20 protein-coding genes are annotated in these 20,877 nt (G+C 52.8%); 17 read left to right on the top strand and 3 right to left on the bottom strand.

Features of this window, described 5'->3' with window-relative positions; all coding sequences use genetic code 11:
* Nucleotides 1-4 precede the first annotated feature (4 nt).
* From ABUA09_RS14995 to ABUA09_RS14930, 14 genes are all read left to right on the top strand, one after another.
* Nucleotides 5-976, top strand: coding sequence for a DUF6625 family protein (locus tag ABUA09_RS14995; RefSeq protein ID WP_347568500.1), 972 nt, complete (start codon nucleotides 5-7; stop codon nucleotides 974-976).
* Nucleotides 976-2,040 (top strand): glycosyltransferase family 2 protein, encoded by a 1,065-nt coding sequence (locus ABUA09_RS14990; protein ID WP_195608636.1) that lies wholly within the window; start codon nucleotides 976-978, stop codon nucleotides 2,038-2,040. Before ABUA09_RS14995 ends, ABUA09_RS14990 begins: the two co-directional genes overlap by 1 nt.
* 16 nt (nucleotides 2,041-2,056) lie before the next feature.
* On the top strand, nucleotides 2,057-3,172 hold the full coding sequence (locus ABUA09_RS14985; protein WP_195608635.1) for a glycosyltransferase: 1,116 nt from the start codon (nucleotides 2,057-2,059) through the stop codon (nucleotides 3,170-3,172).
* Nucleotides 3,169-3,711: a DapH/DapD/GlmU-related protein gene (locus ABUA09_RS14980; protein WP_033116985.1), complete on the top strand. Its 543-nt coding sequence runs from the start codon at nucleotides 3,169-3,171 to the stop codon at nucleotides 3,709-3,711. The genes ABUA09_RS14985 and ABUA09_RS14980 overlap by 4 nt, the downstream gene beginning before the upstream one ends.
* The gene (locus ABUA09_RS14975; RefSeq protein WP_116722588.1) at nucleotides 3,711-4,697 is read left to right on the top strand and encodes a glycosyltransferase family 2 protein; all 987 of its coding nucleotides are present in this window, start codon (nucleotides 3,711-3,713) and stop codon (nucleotides 4,695-4,697) included. The genes ABUA09_RS14980 and ABUA09_RS14975 overlap by 1 nt, the downstream gene beginning before the upstream one ends.
* Nucleotides 4,698-4,785: 88 nt before the next feature.
* A complete protein-coding gene (locus tag ABUA09_RS14970; RefSeq protein WP_165366648.1) occupies nucleotides 4,786-5,670 on the top strand; it encodes a glycosyltransferase family 2 protein in 885 nt (294 codons plus the stop codon).
* Nucleotides 5,671-5,681: 11 nt separating this feature from the next.
* On the top strand, nucleotides 5,682-6,833 hold the full coding sequence (locus ABUA09_RS14965) for a glycosyltransferase (protein WP_208319982.1): 1,152 nt from the start codon (nucleotides 5,682-5,684) through the stop codon (nucleotides 6,831-6,833).
* 37 nt (nucleotides 6,834-6,870) lie between these two features.
* Nucleotides 6,871-7,884: a DUF6625 family protein gene (locus tag ABUA09_RS14960; RefSeq protein ID WP_208319983.1), complete on the top strand. Its 1,014-nt coding sequence runs from the start codon at nucleotides 6,871-6,873 to the stop codon at nucleotides 7,882-7,884.
* Nucleotides 7,794-8,930 (top strand): acyltransferase, encoded by a 1,137-nt coding sequence (locus ABUA09_RS14955; RefSeq protein ID WP_208319984.1) that lies wholly within the window; start codon nucleotides 7,794-7,796, stop codon nucleotides 8,928-8,930. The genes ABUA09_RS14960 and ABUA09_RS14955 overlap by 91 nt, the downstream gene beginning before the upstream one ends.
* A 21-nt stretch (nucleotides 8,931-8,951) precedes the next feature.
* On the top strand, nucleotides 8,952-10,112 hold the full coding sequence (locus ABUA09_RS14950; RefSeq protein WP_279204715.1) for a polysaccharide pyruvyl transferase family protein: 1,161 nt from the start codon (nucleotides 8,952-8,954) through the stop codon (nucleotides 10,110-10,112).
* A 107-nt stretch (nucleotides 10,113-10,219) separates the two neighbouring features.
* Nucleotides 10,220-11,173 (top strand): DUF6625 family protein, encoded by a 954-nt coding sequence (locus tag ABUA09_RS14945; RefSeq protein ID WP_058118477.1) that lies wholly within the window; start codon nucleotides 10,220-10,222, stop codon nucleotides 11,171-11,173.
* Nucleotides 11,174-11,185: 12 nt separating this feature from the next.
* The gene (locus ABUA09_RS14940; protein WP_349949482.1) at nucleotides 11,186-12,712 is read left to right on the top strand and encodes an oligosaccharide flippase family protein; all 1,527 of its coding nucleotides are present in this window, start codon (nucleotides 11,186-11,188) and stop codon (nucleotides 12,710-12,712) included.
* A 1-nt stretch (nucleotide 12,713) separates the two neighbouring features.
* Complete coding sequence (locus tag ABUA09_RS14935; protein WP_272041023.1) at nucleotides 12,714-13,895, top strand: Coenzyme F420 hydrogenase/dehydrogenase, beta subunit C-terminal domain; 1,182 nt, start codon at nucleotides 12,714-12,716, stop codon at nucleotides 13,893-13,895.
* 165 nt (nucleotides 13,896-14,060) lie between these two features.
* Nucleotides 14,061-15,404 carry a butyryl-CoA:acetate CoA-transferase gene (locus ABUA09_RS14930; protein ID WP_033118651.1) on the top strand — a complete coding sequence of 448 codons (1,344 nt, stop codon included), beginning with the start codon at nucleotides 14,061-14,063 and terminating at the stop codon, nucleotides 15,402-15,404.
* A gap of 39 nt (nucleotides 15,405-15,443) precedes the next feature.
* Here ABUA09_RS14930 and ABUA09_RS14925 read toward each other — a convergent pair whose 3' ends face one another.
* A complete protein-coding gene (locus tag ABUA09_RS14925; RefSeq protein WP_227152352.1) occupies nucleotides 15,444-16,370 on the bottom strand; it encodes a LysR family transcriptional regulator in 927 nt (308 codons plus the stop codon).
* 380 nt (nucleotides 16,371-16,750) lie between these two features.
* Here ABUA09_RS14925 and ABUA09_RS14920 point away from each other — a divergent pair, with 380 nt between their 5' ends.
* The 3 genes from ABUA09_RS14920 to ABUA09_RS14910 all read left to right on the top strand — a co-directional run bounded on the left by ABUA09_RS14920 (nucleotide 16,751) and on the right by ABUA09_RS14910 (nucleotide 19,564).
* The gene (locus tag ABUA09_RS14920; protein WP_227152351.1) at nucleotides 16,751-17,161 is read left to right on the top strand and encodes a VOC family protein; all 411 of its coding nucleotides are present in this window, start codon (nucleotides 16,751-16,753) and stop codon (nucleotides 17,159-17,161) included.
* Between the two features lie 143 nt (nucleotides 17,162-17,304).
* The gene (locus ABUA09_RS14915) at nucleotides 17,305-18,660 is read left to right on the top strand and encodes a short-chain fatty acid transporter (RefSeq protein ID WP_227152350.1); all 1,356 of its coding nucleotides are present in this window, start codon (nucleotides 17,305-17,307) and stop codon (nucleotides 18,658-18,660) included.
* A 52-nt stretch (nucleotides 18,661-18,712) separates the two neighbouring features.
* On the top strand, nucleotides 18,713-19,564 hold the full coding sequence (locus ABUA09_RS14910) for a beta-keto acid cleavage family enzyme (protein WP_033118654.1): 852 nt from the start codon (nucleotides 18,713-18,715) through the stop codon (nucleotides 19,562-19,564).
* A gap of 171 nt (nucleotides 19,565-19,735) precedes the next feature.
* On the opposite strand, the gene ABUA09_RS14905 is transcribed toward ABUA09_RS14910, so the two are convergent.
* Both ABUA09_RS14905 and ABUA09_RS14900 read right to left on the bottom strand, forming a co-directional pair.
* Nucleotides 19,736-20,695, bottom strand: coding sequence for a 3-hydroxyacyl-CoA dehydrogenase family protein (locus ABUA09_RS14905; protein WP_033118655.1), 960 nt, complete (start codon nucleotides 20,693-20,695; stop codon nucleotides 19,736-19,738).
* Nucleotides 20,696-20,721: 26 nt separating this feature from the next.
* Nucleotides 20,722-20,877 carry a 3-keto-5-aminohexanoate cleavage protein gene (locus ABUA09_RS14900; RefSeq protein ID WP_272041025.1) on the bottom strand — a complete coding sequence of 52 codons (156 nt, stop codon included), beginning with the start codon at nucleotides 20,875-20,877 and terminating at the stop codon, nucleotides 20,722-20,724.

Here is a 20,877-nt window from a genome sequence, read left to right as displayed (position 1 = left end):
TGCGATGGTACTCCCCTATTTTGGCGCCTTTCCCGAATATGCTCCCCTGTTTTTTCAATCATGTGCGGCAAACCCCGATTATACATGGCTGATCCTGACCGATTCCGGTGTCCCGTGCGATCTGCCGAACAATGTAAAAATTATCTCCATGACGTTCCAGCGGTGCCGTGAGCTCATCCAGAATAAGTTTGACTTTCCGATCTCCTTAAAGACGCCGCAGAAGCTGTGCGATTATAAATGTGCGTACGGATACCTTTTTAAGTCATATCTGAGTGGATTTGATTTTTGGGGTCACTGTGATATGGACCAGATTTTTGGAGAGCTGGGGCGGTTTGTCACGCCCGAGCTCCTAGAGCGATATGACAAGCTGTATACGTTGGGGCACTTTACTCTGTATCGGAATAAGCCGGAAAACAATGTGAGATTTATGGAGCCCATCAACGGGGCATCCCGGTATCGGGAAGTATTTTCGACGCCTGGAAGTTGCGGCTTTGACGAATGGATGCCCGGGAATATCAATCAAAGCTATGCATGCCACGGTTGGCCCCTCCTCGCTGAGGCCATTGGCGCGGATGTCGACCCCTACTATACCTCGTTTCGGCTGGTGTGGTACGATCAAGCGGCAAAGCGGTACATCAGGGAAACAGCGGATAACAGCGTGTTCCGGTGGAAGGCGGGGCGGCTGTATCAGTACAGTTGGGCGGATGGGACGCTCTGCGAAAGGGAGCGGCCCTATGTGCACCTTCAAAAACGCAGGATGAGGCACGTGGAGCGGGTCTGTGGGGCAGAGGAGTACTTTATCCTGCCCAACTGGTTCCTTCCGGGTCCCCAGCGGCCGGAACAACTGTTGCGGAATTGCAGGAAGTACCGGGTACTGAATTACCAGTATCCGGCGGTGAAGTGGCAAAGCCTGAAAAAACGGCTGAAGGATCGAAATTTTGTGTGCAGCAATGTATTCCGGGGGGATAATATATAATGGGACCTCTAATAAGTGTCATTATCCCGGTGTATAACCGCGAAAAACTCATTGTGGATGCGCTTGAGAGCGTCCTCAATCAACCCTGCCGATCATTAGAGATCATTGTGGTTGACGATGGCTCAAGTGACCGCAGCGCGGAGGTCTGCAAAAGATACCAAGCAAGGGACCCGCGCATAAAGATATTTCAAAAAGAAAACGGCGGAGTTTCAAGTGCGCGTAATTACGGTATCAAGCATGCCACAGGCAGATATGTTGCATTTCTGGATTCCGATGATGCCTGGGTGCCTGGAGCGATGACATCTGCGCTCTGCAAATATGTGGAAGAAAGTGATGCGGATATCATCAATTTTGCATACTATTATTGTAATGAGTCAATGACACGGTTTCGCTTACAGGCGGGATTGAGGGGCGAGTATGCCGGCGAGGAGAAAAGAGACCCCTGGAGATTTTCCTTTTTTTGGACCATGCTGTATAAAAATACGCTTTTACTTCAGCACCAATTGCATTTCCCGGTTGGAATAAACGACGGAGAGGACGAGGTGTTTAAAACAGCAGCAATATATTTTTCGAATAGAATCGTTTGCACTGAGATCCCGCTCGTCGCTTACCGAAAGACGCCGGGATCCCTTTCCCGGCGCAAAAAAGACGGCATACAAAAGTTTCTCCCTTATATAAACGGGAGGCTGGAGCTGGCGAAGGTATATCATATAGATGACGAAATATGGATAGACACGCAAGAAGAAGTGTGCTGCTGGCTGATGAAAGAGCTGGCAGTGTGGCATTTCAAGTATGGCGGCAGACGAGATATTTTAGAGCAGACGATTCGGACGCATGCGCTGTTTAAAAAGTTTAGGGATTATGATCTGTTGGGGCTTGGGGAAAGAGATAAAAGAGAGATTCGGTTTTACCTGAGACATCCCTATCTGTTCGAAAGCCGTATGAGGCTAGCAGGGATGGTTGAGGCGGGAATAAAAGCCCTAGTGGAGAAGCCCGGGATAAAGGATATATTTGAAAAAGCACGTTACCCATTGGAGCGGTCATCAATAGGGAACATGGGGTAAGAAGCGTATGGGTCAAATGTTGAAAAAACAGGTGCTTTTTGTCATTCATGATCTGCACCTGGGTGGAGCTGAAAAGGTCCTGGTCAACCTGGTCAATCACATGGACCGAAGCAAATTCGATGTTACAGTCCTTGCCCTGTTCGGAGGCGGAGTCAACGAACCGTTTTTGAATCCGGATATCCGGCTGATCGTGGGGCACAAGCGGCCCTTTCCGGGCAACAGCCGCGTCATGAAACTGTTTTCCCCCGAACGGTTATTCCGGTACTATATTAAGGGGCGCTATGATGCCATCGTCTCCTATTTGGAGGGACCCAGCGCCCGTATTGTCAGTGGATGCCCCCGGGACGGGACAAAGCTGGTATCTTGGGTTCACTGTACCATGGAATCCCAGGAAACCATTGGAGTCGGGTTTCGAAGCTTTCAGGAGGCAAGGACCTGCTATGGAAAATTTCATATCGGTGTTTTTGTGTCACAAGAGGTGAGGACCGCATTCTGTCGGTGGATTCCGATGAGAGATACTGAGGTACTGTACAATACAGTGGACAGTGATGAAATCTTGAAAGATGCGGCGGAGCCGGTGGAGGATAAGAGCACTCCAAACGGGGAGATCAAGCTGATTGGGGTAGGAAAGGTCGTGCCGAATAAGGGCTTTGACCGGCTGGCCCGTATCCACAAAAGGCTTCGGGAAGAGGACGGATTGCCCGTACATACTTATATTCTGGGAGAGGGATTTCAAAGGAAGGGGCTGGAGGCATGGGCCGCGGAAAATGGACTTTCCGACACCTTTACGTTCCTGGGCTATCAGACCAATCCCTATAAATATGTAGCCGCCTGCGATCTGTTTGTATGTGCCTCCCATGCAGAGGGCTTTTCCACCGCCGTCACCGAGGCCCTCATCGTTGGGACGCCTGTGGTCACCACGGAGGTGTCCGGTATGCGGGAGATGTTGGGGGAGAATGAGTACGGCGTGATCACAGAAAACAGCGAAGAGGCGCTGTATCAGGGCGTGAAAGAGATGCTCACGGCGCCGGAGAGGCTCAGCCACTATAAAGAGAAGGCCAGGGAACGGGGCCGCCGATTTTCCACGGGGCAGACGGTCCGGGCCGTAGAGGAGATGCTGGATAAGCTATGAACCCCTTAAAAGAATTTGTCTATCGCCTTCGGGGGGAGTACACCACGGAACGGCTGGTCTCCATGGGGATGCATGTCGGGAAGGATTTCAAGCGGCTGAAAGGCGTAATCCTGGACCCGTCTCACTGCTGGCTCATAGACATCGGCGACCGGGTGACCATGGCCCCCGGCGTACACATCCTCTGCCATGATGCCAGTACCAAAACGGCGCTGGGATACACCAAGATCGGGCGTGTGACCATTGGAAACAACGTGTTTATTGGCGCGTCCTCTGTGGTGCTGCCCGGTGTGACCATCGGGGATGATGTGATCATCGGCGTCAACAGCACGGTGACCCACGATATTCCGGCCGGTATGGTGGCTGCGGGCTGTCCGGCGCGGGTCCTCTGCACGACGGAGGCATATCTGGAGAAGGAGTGCGCCCGTATGGCGCATGCACCGTGCTATGGAGAGGAGTATACGCTCCGGCGGGACGTGTCCATGGAGAAGCGGGAACAGATGAAAAGCGAGCTCTCAGGCCGCATAGGGTATATCGACTGATGGGCGGACGAAGGATCAGCGTGATCGTCCCGGCCTATAATATCGCCCCCTATCTGGGGCGCTGCCTGGACAGCCTCCTGGCACAAACCCACGTCGATCTGGAGATCATTGTGGTGGACGACGGCTCTAAAGACGGGACCGGGGCGATTCTGGAGGCATATGCGGAGCGGGAGGGGCGGATCATACCGGTCCATCAGAAAAACGGCGGCGTTACCAGCGCCCGCTTCGCAGGGCTGAAGCTGGCGACCGGGGAATATATCGGGTTTGCCGATGGAGACGACTATGTGGAGCCGGACATGTTTGAACTGCTGTTCCGGCAGGCGGAAACGCATAGGGCTGATATCTCCCACTGCGGTTATCAGATGGTATTTCCCAACGGTCGGGTGGATTGGTACTATAATACCGGGCGTACCGTGGAGCAGGATCGGGAGACAGGGCTTTACGACCTGATCTGCGGGAAGTTTGTGGAACCAGGGCTCTGGAATAAGCTGTACCGGGCCGAGTTGCTGCAAAGCCTGCTGACACGGCCCACACTGGACAGGGACATTCGCATCAACGAGGATCTTTTGATGAACTTTATCCTGTTTTCCGATGCGGATCGTTCAATCTACACCGATCAGTGTAAATATCATTATATGATTCGACGGGGATCTGCCGCAACTTCGCGGCCCCAGGGGTATAAGTTTTCAGATCCGCAGCGGGTCATGGAGCGGCTGTACCAGGACACGATGGGAAATGATCGCCTTCACGGGGCGGCGCTGGAGCGGTATGTTCGGGTACTGACAGGAAACTGCACACAAGACCAATTCCCGGAAATCGCCTCATCGGCTCGAAAGAAACTTTACGCCGTGCGGAGAGAGCTGGACAAGCTCCCGGCAAAGCTGCGCTGCATGGCGTTGGGGGCGCTGTATGCCCGCCCCCTGTACCGCATGGTACGGAAGGCGTATGATACGGCGACAGGTGCGGCACATAAATATGACGTATGATTGTTATATAATTTGAAGATATTGCGGACCTACGGGTTTTAAGGAGTCTAAAACTGAAAGCTATCATTAGGTGGAGGATATTTAAATTGTGATATATATTACAGTTTTTACACCAACGTATAACAGAGGGTACATATTAGAAAGGGTTTACCGTTGCCTACAGGAACAGACCTTCTCTGCATTTGAATGGCTCATTATAGATGATGGTTCTTGTGATAACACAAGGGAACTGGTAGAGGAATGGATGATGCGGGGAAATACGTTTCCAATTCATTATGTATACCAAGAAAATCAGGGAAAACAGAAAGCAATCAATCATGCACTTGATTTGGCCAGAGGTAAATTATTTTTTGTTGTAGATTCTGATGATATGCTAACAAAGAACGCATTGGAGAAGATAGACCAATGGGAACAAACACTTCCGGTGAATAAAAAGTTCTGCGGTTTTGCTGGCAGTGATGGAGACATGAGCGGAGAACCGACAAATCCCATTTTTAAAGAGGAATATGTTGATGCTACTTTTTTAAACCGATATCCTGAAAGTGGACAATTCATTGGATACGATAGACCATGGGTGTTCTACACAGATGTGCATCGGAAATATAAGTATCCAGAATTCAAAGAAGAAACTTTCGTACCAGAAGCAGTTGCATGGAATAGAATGGCACGCGATGGATACCAAGTGCGTTGTTTTAATGATGTGATTTATTTATGGGAACATCAAAATGATGGACTTACAAAGAATATCCAGAATATTTGCGCTCAAAATCCGTGGGGATATGGGGTATGGCAGAAGGAGAAAGCACAGTATCTGGAGTATTCGCTAAAAAAGAGATGGAAAATGTATTATAGCTTTTACTGCGATTTAAAGGAGAAACATTCGTGTAGAGAAATTGCTTTATATATAAGTGTTCCTACAATTGTTATAAAAATGTGTGCTGCCGTATTTTGTATAAAGAAAATGATTCGATAAGGTTATATAGAATGAAAAAGAAGATACTATTTTGCTGTTATGGAATTGGAGTGGGCGGTATTGAGAGGTGCATGATTAATCTGTTAAATGCAATAGATTATACACGCTATGATATTGACCTACTTCCAATGAATCCAGAATATGGAATGTTACCGAATTTGAAAGCAAAAGTGAATTTGCTCAATCCGGCCGATTATGTTATGGATACAGAAAATACAGTTGGGGAAATGAGAAAACGAAAGGCTCGGATAGCGGATTATGCAAGATATTTGCTGTTCCGAATTAGGAATAAATGGAGATGGAAACCATGGAAGATGTTCCATGCGCCGGATAATACATATGATATCGCCATTGCTTATGCGCACACGGGATATGTTCCCTATTATGTGATAGACCAAATAAATGCCCGAAAAAAATATATGTGGCACCATGAGGGCCGGTATGTGATAGAAAAGAGATATATGCTTGATAAACAGTACTACCCACGATTTGATTCAATTATTGCAGTGTCAAATGGAGATAGAGACATACTGTTAGAGGTGTTTCCTGAGCTATCAAATAAAATTAAAGTTTTATATAATATTGTCGATTGGAGAGAAATTAAAACAAAGGCACAAGAAAGAGTTCTATTCAGTAAAAAACCTGATGTGCAGCAGTTGGTGACAGTAGGAAGGCTGACGCATCAAAAGGGGCCAGATATTCTATTAAAGACCGCACAGATGCTGGCCCAAGATGGCATCCCCTTTCAATGGTTTTGGATAGGGGATGGGGATATGGCGGCAAGTTCAAAAGAAAAGTGTCATGAGTATGGATTGGAAGATAAAGTAATTTTTGAGGGCAATCAAGCTAATCCATATCCATATATTAAATTATGTGATATTTATATACAGCCTTCGTACTATGAGGCATACTGCACAACGACAATAGAAGCGAAGGTGCTTCAAAAGCCAATTGTAGTTACTGATGTGTGTGGAATGAGGGAGCAGTTCAAGCATGGGGAAACGGCCTTAATTGTAGGGGTGAAACCAGAAGAAATTTATGCCGCCATAAAACAGCTGATAACACAGGATGGGCTGAAAGAGTATTTAATGGATAATTTAAAAAAGCAAACAAACCCAATGGAGTGCCTTTTATCAAAATACTATCAGTTATTTGATGAATGACACTAAAAGAATGGACAACCATTTATGAGGAAATCTTATGAAAAAAATAGGAATTGTTGTCCCTTATTACGGTAAATTTCCGAACTATTTTGCATTGTTTTTAAGATCTTGTGAGAACAATCCAACAATAGATTGGATTGTTTTTACAGATATTATGGAGGTGGTTGAGTATCCGAAAAATGTTTTGAGGGTCCAAATGACATTTCAGGAATTAAAGAAGTGGTTCCAAAGTAAATTTGATTTTCCGATTGTGTTAGATAGTCCCTATAAGCTCTGCGATTATAAGGTAATGACCGGATACCTGTTCAATGATTATTTGAAGGATTATGATTATTGGGGTTATAGCGATGCAGACATGTTGTTTGGAGATATCCGCAAGTTTCTTCCGGATAATAAGCTGGAACAGTATGATAAGATAGGACATCTAGGCCATTTTACGTTATATCGCAACACAGAGGAAATAAATACGCTTTTTATGAAGCGCATTTATGGACATGAACGCTATAAAGAAGTATTAACTTCCAGCGCACATTTTGCATTTGACGAATGGTTTGGGATTAATATTAATGATATTTTTATTAACCAGAAAAAAAGAGTCTGGTTTTTTAACGATTTTTTCGATGTCGAAGCATATGAAGAGAACTTTCACCGCGTTATGCTAGAACTCGATTGCGCAGATATATCTAAACGAAGGTGGAGTGTCGAGAAAAGGGCATCTTTTGCGAGCTGGGAAGACGGACATGTATACCAGTGGCTAGAAAATGGTGATGGTTGGGCAAAAAAAGAATGGATGTATGTACATTTTCAGAAAAGAAAAATGGAAGTATGCCTTCCCTACAACAAAGCAACAAGATTTTTATGTGTACCAAATCAATTTATTCCTTATAGTGATATAATACCATGTAAATATCGTATTCGATCGTTCAAAATGGGACTTATAAATAAGAGGCATTGGAAGAAATGGGCAAGAGGGACGGTGTATTGGATAAAAGAAAAAACAGGTCCCGTCAGGCAATGGATATTTGGGAAAAAGAGGAGAGAAGAAATATGAAGTTTCCTGAAAAACAGGAACGAAATTCTTCACTGGAATTATTAAGAATCATAGGAATGATGGCAATTATAGGACTACACTACTTCAATGGTAACATGGGAGGGGCGGCTACTTACGCGATTTACCCAACACCGCAATGGTGGATAAATCAATTTTTTACATCCGCGTTTTATCCACTGGTAAATTGTTTTGTACTTATTAGTGGATTTTTTATGATTATCAGTACACGACTCCGTCTCAGGAAAGCAGTGGAACTAGTAATTTTAACTGCATTCTATGGCGTAGTGTCTTATGCTGTTGGAGTCACTATGGGACAAGAGCTCTCGGCAAAACGCCTCTTTTTTGCACTATTCCCCTTTTTTCAAGGCCGAAGGTGGTTTGTGGAAACCTATATTATTTTGCTGTTTTTTGCCCCATTTATAAGCAGACTAGTGCAAACATTAAGTAAAAGAAATTATCAAATTCTTTTATTGGCGCAGCTTGGATTTTTTTCTCTATGGCCGACGCTGGGGCTTAGTGCGCCTCTGCTGGATGGTGGTTATGGGATAACTAATTTTTTTACACTTTACCTAATAGGCGGGTATATCCGTCTTTGGGGGAAAGATAGCAGGACAATAAAAACAATTACCAAGGGGAAGGCAATTTCCTTATATATCATATGTATATTAGGTGCATTTGCTGCGAGCTATTTTATAAATCCTTTCTCGTATGCATATATAAACAACATTGTTGCCGCAGTCGCAATGTTTCTTTTGTTTTTACAAATTGATTTAAAAAGTTTGGGGATCAATGAGTTATCGAAATATGTATTTGATGTTTATTTTCTCCATAGTGATTTGAACTCATGCGCCCTCCTGTTTGAATGGTTACTCCGGTGTAGTGCGTTTTGGACTTCATTATGGATCATTCCGCATCTTTTCCTCTCGATCGTTGTAATTTTTATTCTGTGTACTGGGATTGCAGTATGCAGAAAAAAACTGTTTTCCCGCACGATAGACCACTGGCTGGACCGTTGGGATAAACTCAATCGACCTATAAATATTTAGCATATGGAGGGGGACTATCATATGGTCAGGCTGTACGCCCATGGTGGCAGCGGAAACCACGGCTGTGAAGCCATTGTGCGCACCACGGTCAAGATGCTGGAGTCCCCGGCGGTGCTGGCGACGACCGCGCCGGAAGAGGACCGGCGGTACGGTGTGGAGGAGGCCGTCACACTCCTGCCGGATACACCGCGGCAGTTGGGCGCGGTGGAGCGCCTGCGGCACGCGGTGCATTTTAAGCTCCGCCACGACGACGCCGTATATATCCGCCTCGCGCATCAGGATTTTTTCCAGTCGGTCCATCCGGGCGATATCTGTCTCTCCATCGGCGGGGACAATTACTGTTATGGCGGCACGGACATCCTCGGCATCTACCGGCGGGAACTCCAACGGCGGGGTGCGAAAACGGTCCTGTGGGGCTGCTCGGTAGAACCTTCCCTGCTCCAGAACCCGGCCATAGCGGAGGATATGAGGGGATATGATCTCATTACGGCCCGGGAGTCCATCACCTATCAGGGGCTTCTGGAGGCGGGGATCAGAGAAAACGTGGTCCTCTGCGCTGACCCGGCCTTCCAACTGGACCGGGTGGACCTTCCTCTGCCGGAGGGCTTTTCGCCGGGGAACACCGTAGGGATCAATGTGAGCCCCCTTGCCGCGGGTTACGGGAGCGGCGATCTGGTGGTGGAAAATTATGCCGCACTGGTGGCGCTGATCCTGAACGAGACCGGGATGCAGGTGGCGCTGATCCCGCATGTGGAGAAAAGCGGAAATGAGGACCGCGCGAGTCTTCTGACGCTGTACGACCGGTTCCGCGGCACGGGCCGCGTCCTGCTGGTAGGGGACCACAACTGTATGGAGCTCAAGGGCTTCATCGGACGGTGCCGCTTCTTTGTGGGTGCGCGGACACATGCCACCATCGCGGCCTACTCCTCCTGCGTGCCTACGCTGGCGGCAGGCTATTCGGTAAAGGCCAGAGGGATTGCCCGGGATCTTTTCGGCACAGAGGAGCACTATGTGGTACCGGTCCAAGGCATGGAGCGGAGGGATGATTTGGCGCGGGCCTTCCGCTGGATGCTGGAGCACGAGGAGGCGATACGCATCCGGCTCCAGGAGACGATGCCGGAATACCGGGCCCGGAGTTTTTCCGCCGTCCATGCCCTGTGCAGGCTGGCTGATATGTCCTGACGTGGGCGAATGGTGGGACCGTGGCTTGCCGGGGTGCCGGCTCCGGTGTTGGAAGTAAGGGATGAGACTGATGCAGCGCGCAAGGCGGCTGGAAAGGATACAAAAATATGAAAAAGATCTGTATGGTTGTCCCGTATTTTGGGAAACTCCCCCAATCGTTTAATTTCTTCCTGCTCTCCTGTGCCTATAACCCGGATGTGGATTGGCTGCTGCTCACAGACGATGACAGGCCCCTTCCATACCCCGAAAATGTACACTGTGTCGTGATGAGCTTTGACGCGCTCAGAGCGCGTTTCCAAACAAAGTTTTCCTTCCCATTGTCGCTGGAACGGCCTTATAAGCTGCGTGATTACAGACCCGCCTATGGATTCCTGTTGGAAGAGGAGCTGCGGGGCTATGATTTCTGGGGCTGCTGCGACGTGGATATGATGTTTGGAGACATCGGCGTGTTCATAACGGAGGATATGCTCAGCCGGTACGATCAGATTGGCCGGATGGGACACTTTTCCCTGTACAGAAACACGCCGGAAATCAATCTGTTGTTTACCGCTGCGGCGGGGGAGGAGGAGCCATACCGCCGGATCTTTACGACGGAAGAAAACTGTATGTTTGACGAGTGGGGCGCGCCGGGAATCCGCGACCTGTTCCGCCAGGCGGGGAAGCCCACCTGCGACCTGGACTGTATCGCGGATATCTCCCCGGACGACAGCTATTTTCGAACCGCAGTGTTCCAGCCGGAAAAACAGCGGTGGTCCTACGGGAAGGAAAACTGTATGGGCTGCTGGGACCGGGGGCGGGCCTTCCTGATGTGGAAGAAAGGCTCATACTGGAAAAATAAAGAGGTCCTGTATCTCCATTTTCCGAAGCGAAACATGGAGCAGGAAGCGCTGACGGAAGACGCCTGCTATATCATCCCGGACAAATTTGTGAGCACGGAGTACAGCATAGAGCGGCTCTATACGATCTGCCGGAACCGGCAGCTCTGGAATAAGGCGAGATGGCAAAAGGGTCGGGAAGGACTGCGCGAGCGGCTGGCCAAAAACTCCGCCTCCAAGCGTTGAGCGGAGCGCCGAATGGCAAGGAATGAACTGAAGGCCGGCGTAATCCTGTCCTATGTGAATCTGCTGATTGGAAATCTGATCCCGTTTTTTTATACGCCGGTGATGCTGGAGCTGCTGGGCCAGTCGGAATACGGGCTCTACGGCATCGCCAATTCGGTCATGGGGTACATCGGCCTTCTGAATTTTGGGATCGGAAGCGCCATTATCCGTTACCTTTCCCTTTACCGGGCCCGGGGAGACAGGGAAGGGGAGGAGGGGATGGCGGGCCTTTTCCTTAAGCTTTACGGCGGCATCGCCCTGTTGATTCTTCTGGCCGGAATGTTGGTCTCAGTCCATCTGGAGGGCTACAGCCGGTCTCTGTCGGCGGCGGAAGTGGACAAGCTCAAAATATTGGTGCGGCTGATGACGGCGAACACCGCAGTGTTCCTGCCGTTCAGCGTGTTCTCCTCCCTTGCGGTGGTCCACGAGCGGTACCTCTTCAACCGCCTGATCAATATCCTCTCCACGGTGGCGGCGCCATGCCTGAATCTGGCCATGCTGTACGGAGGATTTGCCTCTGTGGGCCTGGTGGCCGCGGGAACCCTGCTCAATCTGATCTCTTACGCGGCCTATACCATTTATGTGGTGTGCCGCCTGAACATCCGGCCCCGGTTCGGGTGGCGCTGCCCCGGTCTTCTGCGGGAGATCTTTGTATTTTCCGCGTTTGCTTTCCTCGGCAGCATGGTGGACATCCTCTACTGGGCGACGGATAAGCTCATCATCGGCTGGGCGGTGGGCGCGGCTGCGGTAACCATTTATAATGTGGGCGCCAGCTTCAATTCTTATGTGACGAACCTCTCCACAGCCATCAGCGGCGTTCTGATGCCGCGGATCACCAGCATGGTCACCCGGGAGACCCCATCGGAAGAGTTCTCGGACCTCTTTATCAAAGTGGGGCGGCTGCAATTCCTTGTGGTCTCCTTCATCGTATCGGCCTTTGTGGTTTTCGGCCGGCAATTCCTTGCCTTGTGGGTGGGGGTGGGATATGAAGAGGCCTACCCGGTGGCGCTGCTGACCATGCTGCCGGTGACGGTGCCCCTCATTCAAAACACCGGGCTGAATATTTTATACGCCATGAACCGCCACCGCTTTCGGTCGGTGGTCTATCTGATCATTGCGCTCTTGAACGTGGCGCTGACCTTCTGCTGGGTGGAGCGATACGGCATGATCGGGGCTGCGGCGGCCACCTGCCTTGCCTACCTGCTTGGAAATGTACTGATCATGAATTGGTATTATGCCCGGCGCATCGGGCTGAATATCTCCCGTTTTTGGAAGAATATTGGGAGGATGTGCCCCACTGTGATTGTCTTTCTGGCGGCGGGACTTTGGACGGCCGACCATGCGGCGCTGGACAGTTGGCCCCGTTTTTTCACAGGAGCAGCGATCTATACGCTGCTCTATTTGCCCGCGGCATATGCCTTTATGATGGACCGCTACGAGCGGGAGCTCTGCATTGGCGTGCTGAAAAAACTGTTGAGACGGAGAAAGAGGGAAGACTGATATGCAAACGCCAGTGGAAAAGGAGCGGTGCACGGGCTGCTGGGCCTGTGCGAATGGCTGTCCTGCCGGCTGTATCTCCATGGAGCCGGATGAAGAGGGGTTTCTGTACCCCAAAATAGATGCCGCAGCCTGTACCGACTGCGGTCTGTGCCGACGGGTTTGTCCGGCTGCGCGGTCGGTCCCGGTGGAGGGGGACGTACCGAAGGCCTACGCCCTGCACGCCCTGGACCGGGAACTGCTGGAGGGGAGCGCCTCCGGCGGAGGCTCCACCCTGCTGGCGCAGCGCATGCTGGAGCGCGGCGGGGTGGTATTCGGCGCGGTCTTTGACGAGGCCTTCCTGGTGTACCACGGCCGGATAGAGAATATGGCGGAGCTGGAACGGTTTCAGGGCTCCAAGTATCCCCAGAGCGCCGTGGGGGACGTCTATCGTCAGACCAAGGCGCTGCTGGAGCGGGGGACGCCGGTGCTGTTCACAGGGACCCCCTGCCAGATCGCCGGTCTGCGGGCCTATCTGGCGCGGGACTATGAGGGGCTTCTCTGTCAGGACCTGATCTGCCACAGCGTGCCCTCGCCCCGGGTCTGGCGGGCCTATCTGTCTGAGCTGGAGCGTGCGCACGGCGGGCGGGCCGCCTCCGTATGCTTCCGCCACAAGGCGGAGGGTTGGACACGGTATCAATTCCGCGTGGAATTCACCGACGGGGAGGCCGCTGTGATGCCGGGAAAGGACAATCCCTATATGCAGGCGTTCCTGGGCGGGCTGATCTGCCGGCCCTCCTGCCACCAGTGTCCGTTCAAGGGCCTGTCCCGCCCCAGCGACATCACGCTGGCCGACTTCTGGGGGGTGAAGCAGATCTGTCCGGAGGCCCTGGAGCGTCAGGGGACCACCCTGGCCCTGGTCCATACGGAAAAAGGGGCGGCGGCATTGGAGGCGCTGCGGGAGCGCGCCGCCGTAACAGAGGTGGACCCTGTGGCCGCGGTGACCTATAATCGGGCGGCGCTCCGCCCCAGCCCGGCTGCTCCCCGGCGGAAAATGTTCTGGCGGGCCTACCGTGGAAACGGCCTGGAGGAGATCGCCCGGCGGTGCTTGGAGCCTACGCTCTCCCAGCGCGTCAAGACGGCGGCGGGGGGGAACCCACTGCTCAGGGCGGGGGGCAAGTGCTTGCACTTGCTGAGGAAAGAGTAGATATTGAGCGATTTTGTGCTGTATTTGCTCCAATATGTGTTAAGCACAAAACTTTTTCTTGCCACCATTTTCCGCGGATGCTAAAATAAATACAATATATGCTCAGGGCGGTTTGGGAATTGCTGCCCCAGGCAGATATAGGAATTGGAAATGGGAGGCACGACTATGGAGCAAACAGAACTTTACCGGCAGAAATTGACCACGGCGGCGGAGGCGGTCAAGGAAGTGCGGTCGGGGGACTGGGTGGACTACGGCTGGTGCACCGGGACGCCCGAGGCCCTGGACCGGGCGCTGGCCGCCCGGTATGAAGAACTGCACGATGTGAAGGTGCGGGGCGGCATCATCTTTCACCGGCCCGCCATCATGTCGGTGCCGGACGCGCCGGAGCACTTTACCTGGAACTCGTGGCATATGTCCGGCGTGGAGCGGAAGATGATCGCCGAGGGAGGGACCTATTATATTCCCCTGCGCTATTCTGAGCTGCCCCGCTATTACCGGGAACATCTGGCGCCCGTCCACGTGGCCATGTTCCAGGTGGCACCCATGGATGAGCACGGATTCTTCAATTTCGGGCCCAATGCATCCCATATGGCGGCGCTGTGCGATGTGGCGGAAGTCATTATCGTGGAGGTAAATCGGAACATGCCCCGGTGCCTGGGGGGAAGCCAGGAGGCGGTCCATATCAGCCAGGTGACCCACATCGTGGAGGGGGAGAACCCGCCCATGCCGGAACTGGGTGCGGGCGGACCCGCCACTGAGGTGGACAAAGCCGTGGCGGAGCTGATCGTGCCGGAGATCCCCAACGGGGCGTGCCTCCAATTGGGCATCGGGGGGATGCCGAACGCGGTGGGAAGCATGATCGCCCAGTCAGATCTGAAAGATCTGGGTGTTCACACGGAGATGTATGTGGACGCCTTTGTAGATATCGCCCGCGCGGGAAAGATCACCGGTATGAAAAAGAATGTGGACCGGGGCCGTCAGGCCTATGCCTTTGGCGCGGGCACAAAGAAGCTGTATGAGTACTTAAACAACAATCCGTCTTGTATGGCCTCCCCGGTGGATTACACCAACGACGTGAGAGTGATCTCCCAACTGGACAACTTCATCTCCATCAATAATGCGGTGGATGTAGACCTGTTCGGGCAGGTGAATGCGGAGTCCTCCGGCACCAAGCATATCAGCGGGGCTGGCGGACAACTGGACTTTGTGCTGGGCGCCTACCTCTCCAAGGGAGGCAAGAGCTTTATCTGCTGCTCCTCTACCTATCAGGACAAGGAGGGGCTGCTCCATTCCCGCATCGTACCGATGCTCAGCCATGGGTCCATTGTGACGGATACCAGGACCAACATCCACCATCTGGTGACGGAATATGGGATGGTAAACTTGAAGGGTTGCTCCACTTGGGAGAGGACCGAGCGGATCATTTCCGTTTCTCACCCGGATTTCCGGGAGGAACTGATCCAGGAGGCGGAGAAGATGAAGATCTGGCGCAGAAGCAACCGAAAGTAAATAGGATCTGCTATGCGGAAGAAAAGGAGCTGTATCCCTCTAGGGATACAGCTCCTTTTCTTCCGACGAGGCGGCGGCTTCCGCCTGAAGGGCCGCTACCGTGGGAAGGCAGTACTCCAGGAAGTTTTGAGCCACGACCGGGAGATACCGGTCCTTTACAGTGACGATGGCATTGGGGTAATCCAGGCCGGGCTCGTCAATGATCTTATAGTGAAAGTCCGGAAAACCAAACTGCTTTACCGTGCGGATCGGAACGATGGCACAGCCCGGGATGTTCTTTGCCCACAGCAGGTTGGTGGAGATCCGCTCATTCAGCGCCACAATGTTGGGCGTAAAACCGGCGGAGAGGCAGAGCGGAGAAAACCGGGTGTTCCAGAAGCGGGAAATAAACAGGGGGATATCCTCCAGATCCTGCAGCCGGATCTTAGGCCCGCACCCCTGAAAGTACTGCTCGCCGCGGTAGCAGGCCACAAGAGGGTCGGGCGTAGTGTAAAATACATCCAGCCCGCTCAGCTTGACGGGGGTCCGGATGAGGGCGATGTCACAGAGTCCGTCCCACAGCCGCTGGATCAGGATGTCTGACCGCTCCTCATAGATATCGAATTTGACGTTGGGAAAGTCTTTATGAAAGCGAGGAAAGACTGTCTCCAGCCACATGTTGAACAGATTCGGAACGGTGCCAAGGCGCAAGGTCCCGGACAGACCCACGGAGAGGTCGTGGATCTCCTTGTGGATGGAGTCTGACCACAAAAGCGTTTTCTTGGCGTATACGTACAGGATCCGGCCCTCGTCGGTCAGCTTCATCCGCCGGGAGCCCCGAAGCATGAGTTGAGCGCCATACTCCTCCTCAATGTTTCGCAGATGCCGGGACAGGGCGGACTGAGCGATGTGCAGATTCTCAGCGGCGGCGGTCAGCGTACCGGCATCCGCAATGGCAACAAAGATTTGCAGGTACTTAAAATCCATACGATCACCATACTTGTCCTGTATCTGAATAGATAAATCTATGAAAATAATTCTATAGTAGATGAAAGAAAAAAGCAAGAAAGGAAAAAGAGGCGGGGTGATGTAAAATGCAGGTGGGAAGAACTATCTTATTTTAGCATGGTACGCGTGTTAAATTGATATTTGAATTATACTGGAGAGAAAGATATAATACAAGAAAAAATAATACAAACAGAGCAAAGAGATTGAGCTCTTTTTTGTCACAAAATTCAGAAATGGCCGGCCATTTCTGTTGTCTGGGCTTGCCCAGACAACAAGGAACATTAAGGCCTTTTGGCAGAAAAGGAAAAGGCGGGATTTTGTCGGGGCACGGAAAAGTGACCATGGAAGAGGGAGAGAACATGCCGATCAAAAAGGTCAACCACATCGCCATCGCGGTAAAGGATATGGACGAGGCAATTTCCTTCTACCGGGATATCCTGCGGCTCCCCTACCGCGGCACGCAGATCGTGGAGGTGGCGGGCTGCAAAGCGGCGTTTTTTGTCTGTGGAGACTTGGAAATTGAGCTGGTACAGGGGATCAAGGATTTTGCGGCTGTCAACAGATTTATAGAGAAGAGGGGGGAAGGCCTATACCATATTGCGTATGAGGTAGACGACTTGGAGCAGGATATGAGGTATTTTCACAGCATAGGAGTTGGGCTCCGAAATCCTGAGCCAAGGCCGGGCGCCAATCATACGCTTGTCAACTACATTGACGCGGAAGCAGGACACGGTGTAATCAGCGAACTGGTCCAGAAGAGAGAACAGTAATCCTTCAAACGCACAGCAGACAAGATCCTTGCGCCCCATCCCATACTTTTGCTTCAAAATGTTTGTTCTCTAAGCGAGTCAATCGAGAGAAGACCCCACGCAGAGCATGGACTCAAATCGAAAAGAGAGGGAGAGACAAAAACATGAGAGCAATTTCGAAAGCGCTTTGTAAGTTTGTGCAAAAGTGGCTGCCCAGCGCATATGTTCTGGCCCTGATCCTGACCCTGGTCGCCTTTTTGGGGGCCTGGGGGCTCACGGACAGCAGTCTGTTGGACTGCGTCAAGTACATGTCTCAGGGCATGTATTCCCTGCTCAGCTTCACCATGCAGATGGTGCTGGTGCTGGTGACCGGGCACTGCCTGGCCAGCTCCAAACCGGTGAAGAAGCTGCTGCGCTCCATCGCTTATCTGCCCAAGAACCGCGTTGCCGCCACCCTGACGGTAGCCCTGGTGGGCATGATCGCCACTTACCTGAACTGGGGCCTTGGCATGATCGCCGGCGCTCTGGTGGCCAAGGAGATCGCCCGTGTCTTTAAGGGCAGAGGCGTCAAGGTGGACTATGCGGTCCTGATCGCAGCCTGCCATGCCGGCAACATCATCCGCGGGCCCTCCTCCTCCATTCCTCTGGAGGTCACTGCTGAGAGCAGCATCGTCTATGAGATCGTAGGCGATATCATCCCCACCACTGCCACATTGTACAGCTCCTGGAACCTGATCATCACGGTCCTGGTGCTGATCTCCGGCCTGATTACATACGCCCTGATCTGTCCCAGGGAGAGCGAATGCATCGAGATTCAGCAGGCTGTGCTGGATGCCGACGCCGCCCGGGAAGAGGCCGAGGAAAAGGCCCATGCGGCTAAAAGCTGGAAGGACATGGACTTCGCTGAGAAGCTGGATAACTTTGCCCCTCTGGCTATCATCCCCGCGCTGATCGTTGTGGCCTACATGGTGTGGTACTTCTGGACCAAGCGCACCCTGAACTTTGGCCTGAATGAGGTCGTGCTGATGTTCTTTGCCGCCGGCGCCCTGTGCCACAAGACCCCCGGCAACTATTCCCGCGCCATGGGCGAGGCCATCAAATCCGCCGCCGGTATTACCCTGCAGTTCCTGTTCTACGCCGCCATTATGGGCCTGGTCAAAAATTCCGGCCTTGTGGATATCCTGGCCAATTTCTTTGTCAGCATCTCCTCCGCCAAGACGCTGCCCCTCTTCACCTTCTGGGCTGCTGGTCTCGTCAACATTTTCATTCCCTCCGGCGGCGGACAGTGGACCGTGCAGGGCCCCATCATGATGCAGGCCGCAGACACTCTGAACGCGGACTTTGCCAAGACAGCCATGGCGCTGTGCTGGGGCGACTCCTGGACCAACCAGATTCAGCCCTTCTGGGCGCTGCCCGCGCTGTCCCTGGCCGGCCTGGGGATCAAGGACATCATGGGCTACTGCTTCACCTTTGCCATTGTGTCCGGCATTGTGATCTCGGTCTGTTTCCTGGTCCTGTAAGCAACAAGGCAACCGTTTTTAATCCAGAGCTTTTTTAGAAGGGAAAACCAGAATGAAAAAAGTAATTATCACCTGTGCCCTGACGGGCTCCGTCCCCAGCAAGGAGAAATTTCCGGCCCTCCCCATCACTGTGGATGAGATCGTCAAGGACGCCATCGCGGTCTATGAGGCCGGCGCCGCCGTCGTCCATGTCCATGTGAGGGACCGTGTGACCGGGAAGAATTCTCATGATATAGAACAGTTCCGGGAGATCAAGGAGACCCTGGAAGCCAAGTGCCCCGATCTCATCGTCCAGCTCTCCACCGGCGGACGGTATGACGCCAGTGAGGAGGACCGGGACAACGCCCTGCGCTGCCTCCCGGAGATGATCAGCTATTGTCCCGGGTCCAGTGCTTTTCCCACGGGAGCTTATGTAAACCGTGTGGAGTACTATACCGCGCAGGCGAAATTCATGCTGGAGCACAACATCAAGCCCGAGATCGAAGTGTTCGACACCAACATGATGAGCAACGCCATCAACCTCCACAAGGAAGGCCTGCTGACCGGTCCTCTGTACTTTGACTTTGTTATGGGTGTGAAAAACACCATGCCCGCGACGATGTCTCAACTGGGATATCTGCTCACCATGCTTCCGGAGGGAGCTGAGTGGAACCTGGCTGGTGTAGCCGGAATGCAGGTCAGCACCATCCTTTGGGCCATGGGTGCGGGCGGCCACGTCCGCGTGGGTCTGGAAGACAACCAGTACCTCTATAAGGGCGTCAAGGCCACCAACGTGCAGCTGGTGGAGCGCGCCGTGCGGATCGCCAAAGAGGTGGGCCGCGAGGTGGCCACCCCCGATGAGGCCCGGATCATGCTGGGCATGAAGCCCCGCGGCATGAGAAAGACCGAGGCCTCCGATACCTAAACGGAGCAGCGTGGGGGACGGTGCGCCGAATGCCGTCCCCCGCGTTCCCCATACTTTTCCTCCCCAATATCCCAACACAAGAAAGGCGGCCCCCCCATCGGGCGGCCGCCTTTCTTGTGTTGGGATGGGAAAAGCAAATGGAAGAGAAGTATGATGACGCGGTGCCGGAACTCAGATCGTCTCGTCGATCAGGGGACCCACGGCCTTCAGAACCTGGAAGAGCAGTTTGTCCCTCTTTTTGCAGACCTCGGCGGGATCGCGTCCGCTGTAGTCGTAGAAGCCTTTGCCGGTCTTGACGCCCAACTCGCCCTTATCCACATGATCGAAGAGGACGGCGGGGTGCTTGCTGGTCTCCGGCATGACATAGCTTGCGTTGATGATGTTGTTGGCGCTGATGTCCAGACCGGTAAAGTCGTAGCGCTGGACCAAGCCCAGTACCATGCCGCGGGGCATCAGGCTGGCCTTAACGGCCAGATCCAACTGCTCCGGCGTACATACGCCGTTTCCAAGCAGATAAAATACCTCGGTGTTAAGCAGGATCTGGATGCGGTTGATGATGTAGCCGGGTACGAATTTTTCCATACGCACAGGCGTTTTACCACACTCCTTGAGAAGGGCCAGGACCGTTTCCATGGTCTCTTCAGAGGTGCGCTCATCCCTGGCGACCTCCACCAGAGGAATGATGTGAGGGGGCGCAAACCAGTGGGCGGCGGCAAAGTTGGCGGCGCGGCCCTCGGGGATAAGTGTGAAGGGGTTGAGCGAAGAGGTGTTGGAGACCAAGATGGCCTCCGGGGGGAGCAGGGCGTCCACCTGGGCAAAGACAGAGGTCTTGATGGCGGGCTTCTCCGCCACCGTCTCCTGGACATACTGCACGTCTTTCAGTGCGGCCTCCAGGTCGGCGGTGAAGCTGACCCGGGCAAAGACACCGTCGGCCTCCTCTGCGGTGAGGAGCTCCTCCTCCACAAAGGTGTCCAGATTGGTGCGGAGCATGACCTTGGCCTTTTCCAGGGCCTGCTCACTGATGTCGTAAAGATTGACGCTCCGCCCGCTCATGGCGTAGCGCTGGGCGATGCCGGGCCCCATGGTGCCCGCGCCCAAAACGGCGATTCGTTTGATCGATTCCAGCCTCATAGCAATGGGCTCCTTTCCGTTTTTGTTTAGATGTGTTTGGTCAGGCCGAGGATCTCCCGTGCATCGGCGGCGGTGGCGATGGTGCGGCCGGCCAGCTCACCCAGTTTGCAGGCCCGCTCCACCAGCTGCGCGTTGGTGGCCAGGACGCCCTTCTCCAGGAAGATGTTGTCCTCCAGACCCAC

It is taken from the genome of Intestinimonas sp. RTP31139st1_F5_RTP31139_211217, from assembly GCF_040226735.1.
GTDB classification, from domain to species: Bacteria; Bacillota; Clostridia; order Oscillospirales; family Oscillospiraceae; genus Intestinimonas; species Intestinimonas butyriciproducens.
This window is presented reverse-complemented; position numbering and strand designations above follow the sequence as displayed.

Excerpts from the sequence above, each read along its gene's own strand:
- ABUA09_RS14995 (WP_347568500.1), top strand. The coding sequence starts at position 5 with ATGGTACTCCCCTATTTTGGCGCCTTTCCCGAATATGCTCCCCTGTTT.
- ABUA09_RS14990 (WP_195608636.1), top strand. The coding sequence starts at position 976 with ATGGGACCTCTAATAAGTGTCATTATCCCGGTGTATAACCGCGAAAAA.
- ABUA09_RS14985 (WP_195608635.1), top strand. The coding sequence starts at position 2,057 with ATGTTGAAAAAACAGGTGCTTTTTGTCATTCATGATCTGCACCTGGGT.
- ABUA09_RS14980 (WP_033116985.1), top strand. The coding sequence starts at position 3,169 with ATGAACCCCTTAAAAGAATTTGTCTATCGCCTTCGGGGGGAGTACACC.
- ABUA09_RS14975 (WP_116722588.1), top strand. The coding sequence starts at position 3,711 with ATGGGCGGACGAAGGATCAGCGTGATCGTCCCGGCCTATAATATCGCC.
- ABUA09_RS14965 (WP_208319982.1), top strand. The coding sequence starts at position 5,682 with ATGAAAAAGAAGATACTATTTTGCTGTTATGGAATTGGAGTGGGCGGT.
- ABUA09_RS14960 (WP_208319983.1), top strand. The coding sequence starts at position 6,871 with ATGAAAAAAATAGGAATTGTTGTCCCTTATTACGGTAAATTTCCGAAC.
- ABUA09_RS14955 (WP_208319984.1), top strand. The coding sequence starts at position 7,794 with ATGGGCAAGAGGGACGGTGTATTGGATAAAAGAAAAAACAGGTCCCGT.
- ABUA09_RS14950 (WP_279204715.1), top strand. The coding sequence starts at position 8,952 with ATGGTCAGGCTGTACGCCCATGGTGGCAGCGGAAACCACGGCTGTGAA.
- ABUA09_RS14945 (WP_058118477.1), top strand. The coding sequence starts at position 10,220 with ATGAAAAAGATCTGTATGGTTGTCCCGTATTTTGGGAAACTCCCCCAA.
- ABUA09_RS14940 (WP_349949482.1), top strand. The coding sequence starts at position 11,186 with ATGGCAAGGAATGAACTGAAGGCCGGCGTAATCCTGTCCTATGTGAAT.
- ABUA09_RS14935 (WP_272041023.1), top strand. The coding sequence starts at position 12,714 with ATGCAAACGCCAGTGGAAAAGGAGCGGTGCACGGGCTGCTGGGCCTGT.
- ABUA09_RS14930 (WP_033118651.1), top strand. The coding sequence starts at position 14,061 with ATGGAGCAAACAGAACTTTACCGGCAGAAATTGACCACGGCGGCGGAG.
- ABUA09_RS14925 (WP_227152352.1), bottom strand. The coding sequence starts at position 16,370 with ATGGATTTTAAGTACCTGCAAATCTTTGTTGCCATTGCGGATGCCGGT.
- ABUA09_RS14920 (WP_227152351.1), top strand. The coding sequence starts at position 16,751 with ATGCCGATCAAAAAGGTCAACCACATCGCCATCGCGGTAAAGGATATG.
- ABUA09_RS14915 (WP_227152350.1), top strand. The coding sequence starts at position 17,305 with ATGAGAGCAATTTCGAAAGCGCTTTGTAAGTTTGTGCAAAAGTGGCTG.
- ABUA09_RS14910 (WP_033118654.1), top strand. The coding sequence starts at position 18,713 with ATGAAAAAAGTAATTATCACCTGTGCCCTGACGGGCTCCGTCCCCAGC.
- ABUA09_RS14905 (WP_033118655.1), bottom strand. The coding sequence starts at position 20,695 with ATGAGGCTGGAATCGATCAAACGAATCGCCGTTTTGGGCGCGGGCACC.